Annotated in this window: 16 protein-coding genes; 13 read left to right on the forward strand and 3 right to left on the reverse strand. The window is 46.5% G+C overall.

Features of this window, described 5'->3' with window-relative positions; translation table 11 throughout:
- Positions 1 to 88: 88 nt before the first annotated feature.
- The 4 genes from AS030_RS22065 (at position 89) to AS030_RS22080 (ending at position 5,805) form a co-directional block, all read left to right on the forward strand.
- Complete coding sequence (locus AS030_RS22065) at positions 89 to 1,891, forward strand: PTS mannitol transporter subunit IIBC (protein ID WP_061975797.1); 1,803 nt, start codon at positions 89 to 91, stop codon at positions 1,889 to 1,891.
- Positions 1,892 to 2,098: 207 nt separating this feature from the next.
- A complete protein-coding gene (locus AS030_RS22070) occupies positions 2,099 to 4,216 on the forward strand; it encodes a BglG family transcription antiterminator (protein WP_061975799.1) in 2,118 nt (705 codons plus the stop codon).
- Between the two features lies 1 nt (position 4,217).
- Positions 4,218 to 4,652 (forward strand): PTS mannitol transporter subunit IIA, encoded by a 435-nt coding sequence (locus tag AS030_RS22075; protein ID WP_061975801.1) that lies wholly within the window; start codon positions 4,218 to 4,220, stop codon positions 4,650 to 4,652.
- Position 4,653: 1 nt separating this feature from the next.
- Positions 4,654 to 5,805, forward strand: coding sequence for a mannitol-1-phosphate 5-dehydrogenase (locus AS030_RS22080; RefSeq protein WP_061975803.1), 1,152 nt, complete (start codon positions 4,654 to 4,656; stop codon positions 5,803 to 5,805).
- Between the two features lie 44 nt (positions 5,806 to 5,849).
- On the opposite strand, the gene AS030_RS22085 is transcribed toward AS030_RS22080, so the two are convergent.
- The gene (locus AS030_RS22085) at positions 5,850 to 6,923 is read right to left on the reverse strand and encodes an FUSC family protein (protein WP_061975805.1); all 1,074 of its coding nucleotides are present in this window, start codon (positions 6,921 to 6,923) and stop codon (positions 5,850 to 5,852) included.
- Between the two features lie 151 nt (positions 6,924 to 7,074).
- On the opposite strand from AS030_RS22085, the gene AS030_RS23880 reads away from it, so the two are divergent.
- The 6 genes from AS030_RS23880 to AS030_RS22105 all read left to right on the forward strand — a co-directional run bounded on the left by AS030_RS23880 (position 7,075) and on the right by AS030_RS22105 (position 13,520).
- Complete coding sequence (locus AS030_RS23880) at positions 7,075 to 7,221, forward strand: hypothetical protein (protein WP_156412605.1); 147 nt, start codon at positions 7,075 to 7,077, stop codon at positions 7,219 to 7,221.
- 48 nt (positions 7,222 to 7,269) lie between these two features.
- Complete coding sequence (locus AS030_RS23885) at positions 7,270 to 7,416, forward strand: hypothetical protein (protein ID WP_156412606.1); 147 nt, start codon at positions 7,270 to 7,272, stop codon at positions 7,414 to 7,416.
- A gap of 82 nt (positions 7,417 to 7,498) precedes the next feature.
- On the forward strand, positions 7,499 to 7,942 hold the full coding sequence (locus AS030_RS22090; RefSeq protein WP_061975806.1) for a DMT family transporter: 444 nt from the start codon (positions 7,499 to 7,501) through the stop codon (positions 7,940 to 7,942).
- 169 nt (positions 7,943 to 8,111) lie between these two features.
- Positions 8,112 to 9,572 (forward strand): sodium/proline symporter PutP, encoded by a 1,461-nt coding sequence (gene putP / locus AS030_RS22095; RefSeq protein ID WP_061975808.1) that lies wholly within the window; start codon positions 8,112 to 8,114, stop codon positions 9,570 to 9,572.
- Between the two features lie 339 nt (positions 9,573 to 9,911).
- Positions 9,912 to 10,352, forward strand: a complete 441-nt coding sequence (locus tag AS030_RS22100; protein ID WP_061975810.1) for a MarR family winged helix-turn-helix transcriptional regulator — start codon at positions 9,912 to 9,914, stop codon at positions 10,350 to 10,352.
- 15 nt (positions 10,353 to 10,367) lie between these two features.
- Entirely contained in the window at positions 10,368 to 13,520 is a 3,153-nt protein-coding gene (locus tag AS030_RS22105) for an efflux RND transporter permease subunit (RefSeq protein ID WP_061975812.1), read from the forward strand.
- A gap of 91 nt (positions 13,521 to 13,611) precedes the next feature.
- On the opposite strand, the gene AS030_RS22110 is transcribed toward AS030_RS22105, so the two are convergent.
- Together AS030_RS22110 and AS030_RS22115 are read right to left on the reverse strand one after the other, a co-directional pair.
- On the reverse strand, positions 13,612 to 13,923 hold the full coding sequence (locus AS030_RS22110; RefSeq protein WP_061975814.1) for a YjcZ family sporulation protein: 312 nt from the start codon (positions 13,921 to 13,923) through the stop codon (positions 13,612 to 13,614).
- A 179-nt stretch (positions 13,924 to 14,102) separates the two neighbouring features.
- Entirely contained in the window at positions 14,103 to 14,450 is a 348-nt protein-coding gene (locus AS030_RS22115; protein ID WP_061975816.1) for an Mpo1-like protein, read from the reverse strand.
- Between the two features lie 168 nt (positions 14,451 to 14,618).
- Here AS030_RS22115 and AS030_RS22120 point away from each other — a divergent pair, with 168 nt between their 5' ends.
- The 3 genes from AS030_RS22120 to AS030_RS22130 all read left to right on the forward strand — a co-directional run bounded on the left by AS030_RS22120 (position 14,619) and on the right by AS030_RS22130 (position 16,547).
- A complete protein-coding gene (locus tag AS030_RS22120; RefSeq protein WP_129478465.1) occupies positions 14,619 to 14,909 on the forward strand; it encodes a hypothetical protein in 291 nt (96 codons plus the stop codon).
- A gap of 69 nt (positions 14,910 to 14,978) precedes the next feature.
- Positions 14,979 to 15,518 (forward strand): general stress protein, encoded by a 540-nt coding sequence (locus tag AS030_RS22125; RefSeq protein ID WP_061975820.1) that lies wholly within the window; start codon positions 14,979 to 14,981, stop codon positions 15,516 to 15,518.
- A gap of 156 nt (positions 15,519 to 15,674) precedes the next feature.
- Positions 15,675 to 16,547, forward strand: a complete 873-nt coding sequence (locus AS030_RS22130) for a GNAT family N-acetyltransferase (RefSeq protein WP_074440650.1) — start codon at positions 15,675 to 15,677, stop codon at positions 16,545 to 16,547.
- Positions 16,548 to 16,614: the final 67 nt, after the last annotated feature.

Consider the following 16,614-nt stretch of genomic DNA (forward strand, 5'->3'; position numbering starts at 1 on the left):
AGAAAGACTGTAACCGCTTTACAATTAATACATAAGTCCTATTTACTAATTAATTTAAAAGCGATACATGAAGGGAGTTTTGATAGATATGGCTAATCCTGAAGAGAAAAAGTCAGGCGCTAAAGTGAAAATTCAGCGCTTTGGCAGCCATTTGAGCGGTATGATCATGCCAAACATCGGGGCATTCATCGCCTGGGGTATTATCACCGCATTATTTATTCCAACCGGATGGATTCCGAATGAAGACTTGGCGAAGCTGGTCTCACCGATGATCACTTACTTGCTTCCGCTACTGATTGGGTTTTCCGGCGGACGCATCGTCTACGATTTGCGCGGTGGTGTAGTTGGTGCAACGGCAACCATGGGGGTTATCGTTGGTGCTGACATTCCAATGCTTTTAGGTGCCATGATTATGGGTCCTCTTGGCGGATGGGCGATCAAGAAATTCGACAAGATGATCGATGGAAAAGTCCGATCCGGTTTTGAAATGCTTGTCAATAACTTTTCTGCCGGTATCATTGCCGGTATTCTTACCCTCGTTGCCTATAAAGGCATCGGGCCGGTCGTATTAACATTGAACAAAACCTTGGCAGCAGGCGTGCAGGCGATCGTTGACGCTCACCTATTGCCACTGGCCAGTATCTTTATTGAACCAGCAAAGGTATTGTTCCTGAACAACGCGATCAACCACGGTATTTTGAGCCCGCTCGGTATTGAACAGGCGGCCAAAGCCGGAAAATCTATTCTCTTCTTGCTGGAGTCCAATCCTGGACCTGGGTTTGGTGTGCTTCTGGCATACATTCTTTTTGGAAGAGGAATGGCGAAACAATCTGCACCGGGAGCAGCAATCATTCACTTCCTGGGCGGAATTCATGAGATTTACTTCCCGTACATTTTAATGAAGCCAATGCTCCTTTTATCCGTTATTGCCGGTGGTGCATCCGGTGTATTCACATTCTTGCTCTTTGATGCAGGTCTTGTGGCTGCTCCATCACCAGGAAGCATTTTCGCACTGATTGCCATGACACCAAGAGGACATTATCTTGGCGTACTCGCAGGGGTGCTTGTAGCAACCGCAGTATCCTTCTTGATCTCGTCTGTTATATTGAAAACTTCCAAGAAAACAGATGACGATGATGACGAATTGACAAAAGCAGCAGAGAAAACATCTGCACTAAAAGGTAAAGAAAGCCGTGCTTCTTCTCTAATCAACAAACCTGAAGCGAAAAAAGAAGAGCCAGTAGCTGCGAAAACACGCAGTGATGTGAACAAAATTATTTTTGCATGTGATGCAGGAATGGGCTCAAGTGCGATGGGTGCTTCCATTCTGAAAAATAAAGTTCAAAAAGCAGGACTGGATATCGCGGTATCCAATACGTCCATCAACAACCTTCCGTCCGATGCGGATATCGTCATCACACACAAGGATTTGACAGACCGTGCGAAGGCGAAGCTTCCGGGTGCAGAGCACATTTCAGTGGAGAATTTCCTGAACAGCCCGAAATATGACGAGCTGATGAATGAGCTGAAAGAGGGACAGGGTGCTGCTCCGGCTGAAGCTGTGTCAGAGCCCGCAGCAGAGCAAGCAGAAGATAATGAGTACACTGATGTTTCCAAGATTATTTTCGCATGTGATGCAGGAATGGGCTCAAGTGCGATGGGTGCCTCTATCCTGAAAAACAAGGTGAAGAAAGCCGGACTCGATGTTGCCGTGTCCAACACATCCATTTCCAACCTGCCTGACGATGCCGATGTGGTCATCACGCATAAAGATTTGACCGATCGTGCTAAGACTAAGCTTCCGGGTGCGAAACACATCTCAGTGGAAAACTTCTTGAACTCACCCAAATATGATGAGCTGATGAGCAAATTGGAATCAGCCAAAAAATAAGCGAAGGGAAGCCGGACACTGTGTCCGGCTTCCCTTCGCTTCGTATTTAAATGTTGGCAACAACCCGAATGACGAAAATGCTTTTTCATTTTGTTGTTTCAAGGGTTTTTAAAGATTTATTATAAATATAGGGTATACAATTTAAAAGTTGTCATCAATCTAACAAAAGATTCACCAAACCTGCACCTGCTTATGGGAGTGAGGAACATGTATATATCGGCAAGAGAACGGCTGATATTCGAGATCTTGTTATCCAAAAAGGAAGAGATGACAGTCAAAGATCTTGCGGATGCCATTGATGTCAGTACCCGCACCATTCACCGCGATTTAAAAGAATTGGAAAATACGCTGAAAAGCTATAATTTAGAGCTCGTTAAAAAGTCAGGGGTCGGCATCCAGATTGTCGGATCCGAGGAAAACATGGAAGAGCTGAGGATGGCGCTCTTTCAACTGTCGTATAACGAATACACGCCGGATGAACGGCAGATGATTATCGTTTGCACACTGCTCGAAGCGAAGGAACCGGTGAAGCTTGTTTCCCTGGCCCACGACCTCAACGTCACCATTGCCACCATCAGCAATGACCTGACGAAACTCGAAGGGCGGCTGAATGAGTTTCACCTGACCCTTGTGAGAAAACGAGGCTATGGGGTGGAAATCACCGGAGATGAGAGCGCCAAACGGAGAGCGATGAGCCAAATCATCGCGCAGAACCTTAACGAAACTGACTTTTTGTCACTTGTTAAGGAAAATATCCAGAAGCGTTCCCTGCAAACGGCCGATTCGATTTCTGAACGGCTGCTTGGCCTGGTGGAAAAGAACCGGCTCATTATGGTAGAGCACGCCATCGAGGAAGTGAACGAAGAGCTTCCCTATCCAATTGCCGACAGCGCCTATATCGGACTTGTCGTTCATTTATCTCTGGCGATTGAGCGGATTCTTCAGGGTGAAAACATCAACATGGATGATGCGTTTCTGGAACGACTGAAGCTTGAGCCAGAGTATAAAGCAGCAGAGAAGATCATCAACAAGCTGAAGAGGGTATTCAACACGGACATCCCTGAAGCGGAAATCGGCTACATTACGATGCATCTTCAGGGGGCCAAGCTCCGGCGGGACAAAGAATACCTGCTGGAGGAGTCCAGTTTTCAAACGGCGGTAAAAGCCAAGAGCCTGATTACCTTTATCGCTGACAAAACGGGTACCGACCTGCTGCAGAACACATCGCTTTTTCAGGGGCTGGTTACCCACTTAAAACCTGCCCTCTACCGCATTAAGCAACAAATGGGCATATCCAACCCGCTTCTGCCGAAGATTAAGACCGATTATAAAGATCTCTTTGACTTAGTGAGGGAAGCGGTATCCGTTATCTTTCCAGATCTGGACGTTCCGGATGAGGAAATCGCCTATCTGGTCATGCACTTTGGATCGGCACTGATGAACGGCCGCGAGTCCAATGATCTGAAGGCACTCGTCATTTGTTCCACCGGGATTGGAACATCCAAAATGCTGGCTACCGTGCTCAAGCGGGAAATTCCGGAGATCAGCGAACTGAAAAACGCCTCGCTCTTTGAATTGAACCATATGGATACCACTTCATATGATCTTGTCATCTCAACAGTTAACCTGCCGGATTATCATCTGCCGCATATTGTCGTCAGCCCAATTCCCGATCAGGAAGAGCTAAAGAAGGTCAGACAATGGGTTGCCGAAACAAAGAGCAGGCAGCAAACAACAGAACGTGTTCCATCAGAAACTGTAAAACAGGATCGGGATCCCCTGCAGGTACTGGCCGAAATGGAAAACATCAAGCATTATACGGATGCTGTTACCGATGTACTTCGCGGGTTTCAACTCTTTCTTTCGGGAAGCGGGCAAGATGTGGAAGACGTGTTGAGAGAGGCATGCGAAACATTAAAGGCTCTAGAGGTTTTACAGGATAGCGAAGGTGTCCTTGATGCATTGATCGAGCGTGAAAGGTTAGGCGGATTGGGGATCCCGAATACGTCACTGGCACTTTTTCATGCGCGAAGCCCGCACATCGCAAAACCCTCCTTCACGATTTTTGAGCTGCAATCTGAAGTGACGGTTACGGCCATGGATCAATCGGCCATTGAAATTAACCGCATTTTACTGCTGCTTGCTCCAGAGGCGTTTACCAGTCAGGGGTTGGAGGTACTGAGTACTATCAGCTCTCTTATTATTGAAGATCAGGAGAGCATCACGCGGTTTGAAACAAAGGAAGAACAACACATATTGTCTTATCTTACAGAAAAGCTTCATCAGTTTTATGACGAAAAACTACAGGAAATAAGGAGAGGTTAACATGTCAACGATTCTAAACGATCAAAACATAGTACTGAAAGCAGAAGTGAACAACAAGGAAGAGGCCATCCGCCTGACCGGAAAATTGCTTGTGGAAAACGGCTATGTTGAACCGGACTATATTGAGAAAATGCTTGAGCGAGAGGAATTAACTTCTACGTACATGGGGAACTATGTAGCCATTCCTCATGGAACAGAGGATGCCAAAAAATCAGTAAAGGAATCAGGAATTGTAATCATCCAAGTGCCTGGCGGTGTGGAATTTGCACCAGGGAGCGATGTTAAGCTCTTGATTGGTATTGCCGGAAAAGGCGATGAGCACCTTGAGCTTCTTTCCAAAATTGCGATTGTCTGTTCCGCGGAAGAAAACGTCATGGGTATTGTGAATGCTTCTTCCAAGGAAGAAATCATGTCATTCTTTGAGGATGTTGAGTAACATGCTGGCAGTACATTTCGGAGCAGGCAACATCGGCAGAGGATTTATTGGCAATTTATTGTACCAGTCAGGCTATGAAACAGTGTTCGTGGACGTAAATGACGAACTTGTCTCACTTTTAAATGAAAGAAAGCAATATACCGTTGTTCTTGCAGATCAAAGCCAGCAAGAGCAAATCATCAAAAACGTTAGTGCGATAAACAGCAGTACTGATGCTGAAAAAGCAGTGGATATGGTCGCAAAGGCTGATCTGGTAACAGCTGCTGTCGGGCCAAACATTCTGCCTTTTATCGCCGGAACCATCGCAGAAGGATTGCGAAAGCGGGCAGCGGCAAGTGACGCACCGCTGAACATCATCGCCTGTGAAAACATGATCGGCGGAAGCACCCTTCTAAAGGAAAAGGTGTTTGAAAAATTGAATGAAGATGAAAAAAAACAGTTTGAATCCCGGTTTGGATTTCCGGATGCAGCGGTCGACCGCATCGTGCCAAACCAATCCAACGAAGACAAACTAATGGTCAAGGTGGAGCCTTTCTATGAATGGGCTGTGGATCAAACCAAAATTGTGGGAACCAAACCGGATGTGGAAGGCATTACGTATGTAAATGACCTGAAGCCGTATATTGAACGTAAATTGTTCACCGTAAATACCGGGCATGCGGCAGCTGCCTATCTCGGTTATCATGCGGGTGTGCCAACGATTGATGGAGCCATGAACAACCCGGCAATCAAAGAAGTGATTGAGGGTGCAGTGAAGGAAACCGGAGACATGCTCATCAGCAAATACGGCTTTGAGCGTGCAGCGCATGAAGCGTATGCTGCCAAGATTGTAAACCGGTTCACGAACCCGTATATTTCGGATGAGGTGACCCGTGTGGGCCGCTCTCCGATCCGTAAACTTGGACCGAAAGACCGCCTCGTCAGCCCTGCGAAGCAGTATCATGAATTGACCGGAGACATTCCAGCTTCTTTAACCAAAGTCATTGCAGCCGCTCTGCTGTATGACTACAAAGAAGATCCCGAGGCAGTAACCGTTCAGGAGACGATTGCTTCCAAAGGACTGGAGCAGGCAATCGAGCAGTTTACAGAAATACCAGCAGCCTCTGAGCTGTCCAAGGCGATCATCAGCCACTATGAGAATATGAAAAAATAAAAAAAGCAGGAAGGCTTGGGAATAGCCTTCCTGCTTTTTTTTTGTTAGAAAACCCGGCCGGTGCTGATGACGGTCTGGCCGCCTGTCTCTTTCAAGATGCGGTTCAAGTCAGTGAGGATCGCCCCCACATCCCGCAAAATGGTCAGTGATTCATACCGTTTCAGAATCACCAGGCAACGGGATTGAGTTTCTTGTGCCTCTTTTAAGCTTGAGATCAGAATCAACAAATTATCAGCCGATGGATTAATGACCGTTTCTCCATAATGAGTAACACAAATCGCTGTTTGTTCAATTGCCCGGTTTAGTTCCTTAATCTCCTCAGAGTCGGTGCTTGTATCAATAATCGATGATAAGTCCCGGATGCCGCGCGCAATGCCCCGGATTTGCAGGGTAATGTGATTAAGATGTTTCATGCCCGTTTCGAGATGGGTGAGCCGGATTCTTCGTTTCGTGAAAAACGGGGTGAAACGAAGATTTTCACGCGCGAGAATGACGGCTTCGATTCCTTTCTCGTTCCGTTCTGTGAGTTCCTTGACTTCCTGCTGAATATCCCGGCGGTGAGCCGGATCCCTGTCCCACAGCACGACCAGATCCTTTAATGTCCTGGAAGCCTGATTGGATAGTTTAAGAAGAAGCTCTTCTGCTGCCGGAATGGCATTCGGAGGAACAAGCAGCGCATTGGTCAGAACGGCGATCGCGGAACCAATGAACGTTTCAATGATTCGGCTGAACGCATAACCCTGTCCAAAAGCGAGAACCAGGATCGAGCTGACGCACACCTGTGACGTTACACCGGCAGGCATCTTAAAGGCGGTCGTTACGGCCATGCCTATCAAGACAACAAGCATGATGGAGCCAGCATTTACTTGAAGAAAATACCCGATCAGCATGCTGATAATCACGCCACCTATGACGCCGCACACCCTGTAAAACCCTTTTTGAAGAGAGCCGGCGATGGTGACCTGCATGGTCAGAACAGCGGCCAGCGGGGCGAAAAAGGGGTAGTCATTTTGAGAGAGATGGGAAGATACGGTCCAGGAAAGCGCGGCTGCGATGGCTGTTTTTAACACTTGAAGAGTAATCCCAAGTCGAAGTAAGACTTCCAATCCTTTTTTCAATGGCGTTTTCCTTTCTATAGAAAGTTTATATTATTGGTCTTTTTCCACAAGGAAAGAGGATGAAACCTGCTTGAGCGATCTTTTCTATACTCAGTATTTCCTTATATGCAGGTATTTTAACAGATTTCAGGTGACTAGGAGGAGATGTAGTTTGGGCGCAGGTTTTGTCCTGGGAATGTTTCGTTTCTCACCGCAAAAGGGTAAGTATAATTACCCCCCCTTTGATTTTGCTTCTAAAAGCAGGGAAACAAAAATACAATGGTTGAAAGATCAAATTGTATTTACCGAAAAATTTTGACTATTTAGGCAGCAAGCGTTATAATAAGCCAAAAGGAAGTGAGAATAAATGAATATGCTAAAAAAGATTGTTATTCGAGGGATCGGATCTAATCTTCTTGTGCTGTTTGCCATTTTGCTTCTTCCGGCGTTCCTGTTGACGGACAATGTCAACGTCTTTCAAGAGCTGGTTGATTATATTTTCAAGCCTGATTAATCGATAAACACCACGTTATGTGTGGTGTTTTTTATGTGGGGAAAAGATTAGGCAGCATGATAAAAGTGAGGAGAGAACATCCATGGGGAAAATCATAATGCTCGTGATTGTTTTGCTTGCCGGCATGGGACAAGGCATGCAGGCCGCTGTAAATGGAACGCTCGGAAAAAGGATCGGCTCCATTGAAGGGGCATTTGTTTCCTTTTTTACAGGAACGGTCATGCTTTTGGTGATTATGCTGATCTGGGGAAACGGAAGCTTGAGCACTGTCTGGCAGGTGCCGAAATGGAACCTGATCGGTGGCATACTGGGAGCCATCTATGTGTTTATCGTCATTCTTGCCGTACCGAAAATTGGAGTGACGAGCGCCATTACCGCTGTTATTATCGGCCAGCTCATGATGAGTGTAATCATTGACCACAACGGCTGGTTTGGCAATGAAGCGATTCATTTTACATATAAAAAGATGATTGGATTGGTATTGTTATTGGCCGGTTTGTACTTTGTTTTTTCGGACAAGCATTGAGCATGTTTTTTGGTGAATTTCAAGCATTGTTTAAACGAAAGGCCTGTGATAATTTAAAAAAGAGCTGTGTTTCAGAGCCAGTTGGTGGCGGCTGCTGAAGGACAGGGGAAATCCGCCTGTGTGTGAAAGCGTTATCAGATGAAGGCGGACAGAAAAAGGGGGAGAGACAATGGAATACGGAGTAATGATCTCCATCGCCATTTATATGGTGGGGATGCTTTTGATCGGTTATTTTGCCTATCGCCGGACGGCCAATTTATCGGATTATATGCTGGGCGGCAGGGATCTGGGGCCGGCAGTTACAGCACTCAGTGCCGGAGCATCGGATATGAGTGGCTGGCTGTTGATGGGTCTTCCCGGGGCGATGTATGTTTCGGGATTAAGCGCAGGCTGGATTGTGGTCGGATTAACATTAGGAGCTTATTTGAACTGGCTGTTTGTTGCTCCGCGGCTGCGTACCTATACAGAAATTGCGAACAATTCCATTACCATTCCGGATTATTTTGAAAACCGGTTTAAGGATACTTCACGGATTTTGCGCATAACATCGGCAATTGTTATTTTAATCTTTTTTACATTTTATGCGTCATCCGGTATGGTAGCAGGGGGCGAACTTTTTAAATCAGCGTTCGATCTCGATTATTCAGTTGGCATCTGGCTGACTGGCAGTGTGGTGGTGTTGTATACGTTGTTCGGTGGCTTTCTCGCGGTCAGCTGGACTGATTTTGTGCAAGGCACCATTATGTTTGTTGCGTTGATCCTAGTGCCGGTCGTCACTATTTTCAACCTTGGCGGAACAGGGACTACCTTTTCTGAGATTCACTCCATTAATCCTGAATTGCTTGATGCCTTCAAAGGAACAAGCATTATTGGCATTATTTCTCTATTAGCCTGGGGGCTCGGATATTTCGGGCAACCGCATATTATCGTCCGGTTTATGGCCATTAACTCTGTAAAACAAATGAAAAGTGCCCGAAGAATCGGCATGGGCTGGATGATCTTTTCCATTGTAGGCGCCATGTTTACCGGGCTTGTGGGAATAGCATATTTCCACGCAAACGGCGGAAAGCTTGAGAAGCCGGAAACGGTGTTCATCGTATTGTCCGATGTATTATTTCATCCATTAATCACCGGGTTTCTGCTGGCAGCCATTTTGGCCGCGGTCATGAGTACGATTTCTTCTCAGCTGCTCGTGACATCCAGCGCGGTAACCGAGGATTTTTATAAAGCTTTTTTCAGAAGATCCGCTTCGGACAAAGAGCTGGTCCTGGTTGGCCGATTGGCGGTTCTGGGTATATCTCTGATCGCGCTTCTTCTGGCGTTTCATCCGAACAAAACGATTCTCAATCTTGTGGGTTATGCGTGGGCCGGTTTTGGAGCGGCCTTCGGACCCGTTGTTCTTCTTAGCCTGTACTGGAAACGCATGACGAAATGGGGAGCGTTCTTCGGAATGATTTCCGGTACACTTACCGTGATTATTTGGGAACAAGTCAAAGCGCTTGAAGCTGTATATGAAATTATTCCCGGGTTCATTGTCTGTGGAATTGTCATTATCGCCGTCAGCCTTCTGACAGCAAAGCCATCGGCTGAAGTCGAAAAAGAATTTAAAGAAGCACAACAGATTGCATAAGAAGCAATAAGGACCGTCCTTTTTACAAGGGCGGTTTTTTTCTGCTTACTAAAGGTCATTGTTGCTGTGAGAACATTGCTGTTAAAGAATCTTCATTGATTTGTTGATTGAAGTGTAAGGTGCGAGACTCCAGCAGGGAAAGCGGGACAGGTGAGACCAAGGAAGGCGCTTGCGCCGACGGGCTCACCGCACGCCCTGCGGAAAGCGAGCATCTGAAACGGAAATCAACTCCCAAGAGCAACAGCGTTACTCCTGTCACCAAATTGTCATCTTGTTCTTGTCTTGAACAGTTCAACTCTTGAACTAGTTATGGTCTAATAGAAAACAGAGGTGAATAGAATGGATGTTGGAAAATGGAAAAGCATTTTCGGTCGGTATGAAGCGGCTTCTTTCACAGTGAACAAGCGGTTTGGCTCGATGATCAAGGAACAGCTTCAGGATGTATTGACCGTTGAGCAGCAAATGACACTGAGCTATATCAAACGGTTTGGTTCTTGTACTACTACAGAGCTGGCAGAAGCCTTTTGTGTGCAAAAAAGTGCCATTACCGCCATTGTCACGAGGCTGGCGGAAAAAGGATACATTCACCGGCTCAGAGATGAAAAGGACCGGAGAATCGTTTATCTAAAATTGACAGAGGAAGGGTCTGATGTTTTTCAGTGTGGAGAAGAAAAAGTGTTTGAAGTGGTGTCTCCTTATTTAAAAACGTTCAGTGATGAAGAGATAGAAACCTTCTTAACGCTTTATGAAAAGCTGGCATCTCAGGTGAATGAAGAATAGGAGAGGGGAAACAGAATGAAAGCTGTGCTAAAAGCAAAGTGGGTTATTGCCGTTGTCTGGATTGCTCTGGTCGCGGCTCTGGTGCTGCTGGCGCCCAATATGGCGGAGCTGGTTCGTGAAAAAGGGCAGATCAACGTGCCGGACGGGTATTCTTCCAGCTTTGCACAGAAGCTTCTTGATGATGTAGACAAGAAAGAGAAATCAGCGGATGAATCACAGGTTGCGCTTGTGTTTCACAAAAATGAGAAGCTGAGCAATGGTGACCTCAAAGAAATAAAAACCGCAATGCATCAATTGAAACAAGATAAAGAAAATGCGGGGATTACGGAGGTTCTCACCCATTTTGATAATAAGGAGCTGAAGGATCAGCTGGCGTCCAAGGATGGGAAAACCGTTCTTTCCCTTGTGACGGTCAATACCGCGAACAAGGAAGCAGCTGAGATTTCCGACTCCCTCTATAGCGAGTTAAAGGATGTTAATGTTCCTCACTACTTTACGAGCAGCTGGATGATCGATGAGGATGTGGTGGCAAGTTCACAGGAAGGATTAAAGAAAACGGAATACATAACCGTCGTCTTCATTCTCGCCGTCCTGTTTGTTGTTTTCCGTTCTTTTGTGGCACCGCTCATTCCGCTCGTGACCGTCGGAATCTCGTATATTGCGGCGCAGTCGATTGTAGCCTTTTTGGTGGACCGCTGGAATTTCCCGCTGTCCACATTCACGCAAATTTTCCTGGTGGCGGTTCTTTTCGGAATCGGGACCGATTATTGCATCCTTCTGCTCAGCCGGTTTAAAGAAGAGATGGGCAGGCATGAAAGCTTGCCTGATGCGATTTTGGCTACGTATAAAACGGCAGGCAGAACCGTGTTTTTCAGCGGCCTTGCCGTGATGATCGGATTTGCAGCGATTGGTTTTTCCACTTTTAAACTCTATCAATCTGCTTCAGCTGTAGCGATCGGGGTAGCTGTGCTGCTGCTTGCTCTATTAACACTGGTGCCGTTTTTTATGATGGTTCTCGGCAGCAAGCTGTTCTGGCCATCGAAAGCGGCAATGGAGCACAAGCAAAGCAAAATTTGGGGAGCGGCCGGTTCATTTTCATTTAAGCGACCACTCGCAACCCTCATTATTGTTGCTGCGATCGTCACTCCTTTTCTGGCAACCTATGACGGCGATCTATCATTCAATTCGTTGGATGAAATCGGGGATAAGTATAATTCCGTTAAAGCTTTTAATGTGATTTCAGAAAGCTTTGGCCCGGGAGAGTCTCTTCCTGCCAAAATTGTACTGAAAAACGACCAACCGCTGGATAGCTCGGAGTACATGGCAACGATTGAAAAGATCAGCCGGGAAGTCGAGCAGGTGAACGGTGTTGACCAGGTGCGGAGCGCCACCCGTCCGGTAGGTGAGCAATTAAAAGAATTGCAGGTTACCAAACAGGCAGAGTCACTGGATGACGGACTATCCAAAGGGAATGACGGATTGAAGAAAATCAGCGGCGGCCTTTCTAAAGCAAGCTCACAGCTTAGTGATTCCCAGCCGAAAATGAAACAAACGACTGATGGAATTGGTGAACTAGTAAATGGCACCAATAAACTGAAGTCAGGAATCGGCGACTTATCCGGTGCGCTTTCCCAAATTGAAAAAGGGATGCGTGACGGTTCCCAAGGTGCAGGAGATTTGAAGGCCGGCGTAGAGAAGGCGAAATCGAGTGCGGATCTGCTGGCCAACAGCAGTCAACAGCTTCTTTCCGGCTATCAGACGATGGAGAACGGACTCGGAAAGCTGCAAGGCGGTTATGCACAAGTGGGGCAGCAGCTGAAGACCACAGCAAACGGTCTTTCCCAGTTGCAAGGCAGTTTTGCTCATCTTGAATCCAAATACGGCAGTGAAGATCCAAACCAGGATATTAACAGAGACCCGCAATATCAGGCCATTAAAGGCACCTTCACCCAACTGCAGGGCGGACTCGGCAAGATGGCCGGCGGGCTCGTGCAGCTGAACGGAAACCTGAATAACGTTAAGACCAATATGAGTAAAGCAAACGATGGTCTCGGCAAGGTGGTTTCTGGTCAAAAGCAACTGGCTGACGGTCTTGGTTCGATTTCGACAGGCCTTGGCGAACTTGAATCAGGAATCAATAAAGCAGCGGACGGCCAGCAGCAGGTAATTGCAAAACTGCCTGAAGTACAGGGCGGACTTGCGAAGATTGCCGGTGGGCAGGAACAGCTGAAAAGCGGCCTCGGGCAAATGGATTCCCAGCTGGCAGAGCTGTCTGACGGGCTAAATTCCAGCGCCAAAGGCATAAAGAAGGTATCTGGAGGAATCGACTCGGCCAATGATTATCTTCAGTCCCTGTCTTCCGCAAAAGATCCCGAGATGGCAGGCTGGTTCTTGCCTGAGGATGTTTTAAAAGAAAAAGAGTTTCAGCAGGTGTTTGACGAGTACATGCCGGGTGACCGGAAATTGACCACACTGGACGTGATTTTTAAGGAAAATCCTTATTCCCAGGATGCGCTCGGCCAGGTGGATGAAATCAAGAAAGCCGTAAAGCGGGCCAGTACCGCCACCAACCTTGAAAATGCGAAGCTTGGGATCAGCGGCGTCACAAGTATCTATTCGGATCTGAACGATATATCTGCATCCGACTATTCCAGAACCGTCGTATTGATGCTTGTGGGAATCGCGATCATCCTCATCATTATGCTGCGTTCCTTTATCATGCCGCTGTACATTATCGCTTCATTGATTCTGACGTACTACACAGCCATGGCGTTTACCGAATCGATTTTTGTGAACATGCTCGGGTATTCCGGCATTAACTGGGCAGTGCCGTTTTTTGCCTTTGTCATTCTGGTGGCTCTTGGCGTAGACTACAGCATCTTCCTGATGGACCGGTTCAACGAATATAAATCGCTTTCTGTTAAAGAAGCCATGCTGCTATCCATGAAGAATATGGGGACGGTAATCATTTCGGCGGTGGTCATACTGGGAGGAACATTTGCCGCGATGTTACCTTCAGGAGTTCTCTCCCTTCTCCAGATTGCAACCATTATTTTAAGCGGGCTGCTGCTTTATGCGTTTGTTATTTTGCCGTTGTTTGTGCCCGTGATGGTCAAAATCTTCGGAAAAGCAAACTGGTGGCCTTTTATGGAAACGAAAAAAGAATAGTGTCATTCAAGCAGTGTGCCGGGAGCATACTGCTTTTTTTGCAGGTAAACAAAAAAAGAGACAAGATATAAAATCTTGTCTCCAGGGATGATTAGCAGCCGCCTTTTCCGCAACCGCTGAGGAAGCCGCCGCCATCATGGCCGCCCCCGCACCACGAACAGCCGATGATAATCAACAGAATGAACAGAACGACGATGATCGCAAAGCCGCGGCCAAAACCACAGCCGCCCCAGCCCGGATATCCATATCCATAGCCAAATCCGCCTGCGCCGCCGAATCCTACGCCGCCAACCCCAGCGCCTCCAAATCCACCAGCGAATCCCGGGCCGTAGCCATAGCCGCCGCCAAATCCGCCGCCATAGCCGTAGCCAAATCCTTGACGCTTATTTCTGTAACCAGACAATGTGTAGATCTCCTTTCATCCAGCATTTTTATTAAAAGTTACTTGCCATATAGAATATGAAAATTAGCTGGAAGGGTTTGGACATCTACTGGGACAATGGTGGAATTTGCCGGGTTTTAAGACGGCGAAATTTAGCGAATTTCCCCGGAAATACAGATAAGGGCTTTGGAAAACAGGAGTTACAAGGATCTTTTTTTCAATTCATGCTCCATTCTTCCGGTGAGCGTAAAGAAAAACATTTTAAAATCAGCGCGCAAAGACCAGAAAGGATGGCCAAAAGTGGCAGGTTTGTTTCCTTCGATAAAAAAGTGGCTGTACCAGGCCAGACTATACGCTGTAATTGGTGCAGCCAGCAAGAACCAGGCGTTTAACGTGGCGCCGAGTGCGAGAAAAATAAAGACAAGGGATTTACCTGTAAAATGCCAGGCCCTTGTGCTTTTCTTGGAGTGTTGTGATAAATAAAAAACCCAAAATTCATCAAAGGTCTTTATTTCCGGTTTCTCTGCCTGGTGATCAACATGATGCATAGCAGTGTTCCTCCTTCAAAGCTTGTGTATATTAATTTCGATACCCATCACTTTTTTCCTTTAAAAGGAAGAAGTTGTCCTCTTGACCATGCAAAAAAAGATTAGCTTTTTGACATAAGGGTAAATTAACGGAGACAAGTGTTACAGGAAAAAAAGGAAGGTGCCAATATGCTAAAACCACAAACAAAAGAACGCGTAGATGTGCTGTATTCTCTTTTGGGGCAACAGCTTCAAAATGAAGACTTTAATGAAGACCGACTACAGAAAATCACTGAGATCAGCCAGCTTCTAAAAGAAGATGTGGAAGTAGGAGAACAGACGACAGAAGTCTTTGACGATATTGTTTCCGTGGGCCAGGACGCCATGGAAACCAAGCAGGATAAAAAAGAATTTCTTGCATCCAAATCCAGAGAGCTGAACGAGTATTATGAGCACCTGAAGAAGTTGATCGAAGAATAAATAGTTTTAAATTAAACGTTCCGGGGAACAGACACAAGTGAAAAGAGTCTAAACTTGGAGGGATTGCAAATGGATGAGAAAAAAGTAGTTGGCGTTTTTTCAACGGAAGAAGAAGCGGTGTCGGCGATTAATTCTTTGAGAGAACGAGGTTATGAGGAAGATGACATCTCTGTAATCGCCCGGGATAAAGAGGAACGGCGCCATATTGAAGACGAAACGGGAACCAAAGCCGGAGAGGGCGCTGCTGCAGGTGCGGCGACAGGCGGTGTCCTTGGAGGTGTGAGCGGTCTTTTGGCCGGACTAGGAGCCCTAGCGATCCCCGGAATCGGACCGATTGTAGCTGCTGGTCCAATCGCAGCTACTTTGGGCGGAGCGGCCATTGGGGCTGGAGCTGGCGGCCTGGTCGGTGCATTGGTCGGTATGGGCATTCCTGAAGATGAAGCTGAGGAATACAACAATTATGTGGAAAGCGGAAATATTCTTGTTCTTGTGGATGGAGATAAGGAACGCCGGGAATACGTTTACGACACATTCCGAACCAACAACACGCTGAACTCCCGTTATTACGACAGAGATCTGCCTGGAGAAGACAGCGGCAAAATCTATTAATAAGCGAAAACCATTGAAGAAAGCTAAAGCAGCGTAAACCGGTTGCTTTAGCTTTTTTATATTGCGCCTTTTGTCGATGAAATGTTGTTGATTAGAAGGGTGAGTTGGTGTAAAAATAAAATAAAACGACTAGTCATTTTATTGGAGGAGATTGGATTGTTGACATTCAAAAGGTTCAGCATGTTAAGTATTGAAGAAGCGGTTCATCTGTTCAATGAGGGGTTTAGGTATTATTTTACCGATATTCATCTTACGGTGGATGCTCTGATTAAAAAGATGGCCAATGAAGAGATATCACCGGAACGTTCCCTGGTTGCCTATGACCAGGACCAACCGGTAGGGTTTGTCCTGAATGGTTTCAGAACGATCAATGGCCAGAAGGTTTCCTGGAATGGAGGCACAGGCGTGATTCCGGACTACAGAGGAAAAGGAATCGGCAAAGAACTGATGAACGCCTGCATGGATCTATATAATCAGGAAGGAGTCGGCTGTCTCATGCTTGAGGCGATCTCCGAAAATACAAAGGCCATTAAGCTTTATGAGAAAATAGGATATAAAAAAACGGATGACCTGATTTTCTATGTTTCTAACGAAAGTCTTTCCAGGGATGCTTTCTCCTACAGCGGAAGCTATGATGTGGTTCGTGCTCTTCCGCAGGAGATAGTGACTCTCGATTTTTATGAGCATTTTTCGCCATGGCAGACACAAGCACAAGGTCTGGCAGGCGCAGAGGCAGTGGTAGTCAAATCGGGTGAAGAATCCGTGGGGTATGCGCTGTACCGAAGCGTGAGAAACAGTGAGGGCAAGATTGAGAGTATCGTCCTATATCAGTGCGAAGGAAAACCGGAATTTAATGAAAAAGAAGATGTGATCCTGTGTTTGCTGCATTCTGTGTTTCAACCGGCCCTTACGGATTGCAAGCGCACGACCTTCAATTTTCCGAAAAGCAACGAACTTGCATGCCGGGCGTTTCAGAATGAAGGGTTCAACACGGCCATTCAACAGGTGCATATGTCAAAAACAATTTAACACCCCGGATTTTCAGAAATTAAAAGGGTTTTGGAGGTTCACACAGAAAAAGGTGTGCATACAACCA

The sequence above is a fragment of the Fictibacillus enclensis genome, assembly GCF_001457035.1.
Lineage (GTDB): Bacteria > Bacillota > Bacilli > Bacillales > Fictibacillaceae > Fictibacillus_C > Fictibacillus_C enclensis.